Source organism: Pseudomonas sp. P5_A12 (genome assembly GCF_056400685.1).
Genome location: NZ_JBFUKU010000550.1, coordinates 1 through 1644, shown reverse-complemented (window position 1 = coordinate 1644; position 1644 = coordinate 1). Strand labels below are relative to the sequence as shown.

The following is a 1644-nucleotide window of genomic DNA, read 5'->3' as shown; positions in this document are numbered from 1 at the left end:
GCCCCCAGAGCCAGCGCGGTGCGCAGTTGCTCTTGAGCGGTAGACGGGCCGACGGAGACGACGAGGACTTCAGTCGCAACGCGCTCTTCTTTTATAGAAAGCTCTTTCAGGCGTACCGCTTCTTCCACTGCGATTTCGCAGAACGGGTTCATCGACATCTTGACGTTGGTGAGGTCGACGCCGGAATTGTCTGCTTTGACGCGAACTTTCACGTTGTAGTCGACTACTCGTTTTACAGCTACCAGGATCTTCATTGGGCAGTGTTCTCTCAAAAACTTTGATCGTTGCAGGCAGCTTTTTGTTTTCAGATCAAGGCTAAATCGCCCCGGCTGCGCGCATTTGTTCAATACGATCCGTACCCAGCCCCAGTTCCCTGAGCACCTGTTCTGTGTGCTGACCGAGGCCCGGTACGGCATCCATACGTGGCTCGAATGCGCTGTTGCTGCCAGGAGGTATCAAGCTAGGAACCGTGCYGACAGAGGTTTCGACTTCCCGCCAGCGATCACGTGCCAGAAGTTGCGGATGGTCCCAAACACCTTGCATGTCATTGACCCGAGCATTAGCGATTTGCGCATGCTCCAACCGATCAAACACGGCATCGAAATTGAGTGTGGAGAACGATTCAACGATGAGTGCCCGCAGCGCTTGACGGTTTTCGACGCGCTTGAAGTTGGCAGAGAAACGTTCGTCTTTCRCCAGTTCAGGAGAAAGCAGTACCTTGTCGCAAAACAGCTGCCACTCTCGTTCGTTCTGCAAACCCAGCATTACTGTAGTGCCGTCACCGATGGGGAAGGGACCATAGGGGTAGATCGTGGCGTGCGCGGCGCCGGCGCGAGGGGGAGGTGTAGCGCCGTCGTAGGCGTAGTACATTGGGTAGTTCATCCACTCGACCAGGCTTTCCAGCATGGACACATCGAGGTGGCTACCTTCGCCAGTGCGTCCACGCAACAGCAAGGCAGATAGAATTCCTGTGTAGGCGTACATGCCGGCCGCGATGTCAGCAATCGAGCAACCTGCCTTGGCCATTTCTTCCTCACCCGGTCCGCCGGTGACCGAAAGGAATCCACCTTCGCTCTGGATCAACAAGTCATAGGCTTTTTTCTTTTCATAGGGGCCGCCTGCACCATAGCCTGAAATGTCACAAACGATCAGGCGCGGAAACCGCTGATGCAAAGCCTCAAATGAAAGTCCCATTCGTGCTGCTGCACCTGGCGCCAGGTTCTGCACCAGAACATCGGCAGTGGCCAGCAAACTGTCCAGCACCTCGGTAGCCGAATCCTGTTTCAGATCGAGGGTCAGGCTTTCTTTCGAGCGATTGGTCCAGACGAAGTGCGAGGCGAGACCGTTGACGCGTTGGTCGTAACCTCTGGCGAAGTCACCCGTGCCTGGGCGTTCGACCTTGATCACACGCGCACCAAGGTCGGCCAATTGTCGGGTGCAGAAGGGCGCTGCAATCGCATGCTCAAGGCTGACGACGGTAATGCCATCGAGCGGACGGATGCCTTTGGGTTGGCTCATGATTATTATCTCTCTTGTCATGGCTCCCCAGTCGCGTCTGCCTGGGCCGACGCACTGGGCTTTACGCTGTTCCTTTAAAAGGAGCGCGGCAGTTCGAGCAGGTGTTCGGCAACGTAGGACAGGATC

The 1644-nt window shown here is 56.2% G+C and carries 2 protein-coding genes; both read right to left on the bottom strand.

The features are described 5' to 3' along the window. The coding region (locus AC1DSG_RS31005) for an electron transfer flavoprotein subunit beta/FixA family protein (protein ID WP_477794272.1) at positions 1–254 on the bottom strand (254 nt) is incomplete at its 3' end. 61 nt (positions 255–315) lie between these two features. Further along, positions 316–1518: a CaiB/BaiF CoA transferase family protein gene (locus AC1DSG_RS31000; RefSeq protein ID WP_477794271.1), complete on the bottom strand. Its 1203-nt coding sequence runs from the start codon at positions 1516–1518 to the stop codon at positions 316–318. Between the last annotated feature and the right edge of the window lie 126 nt (positions 1519–1644).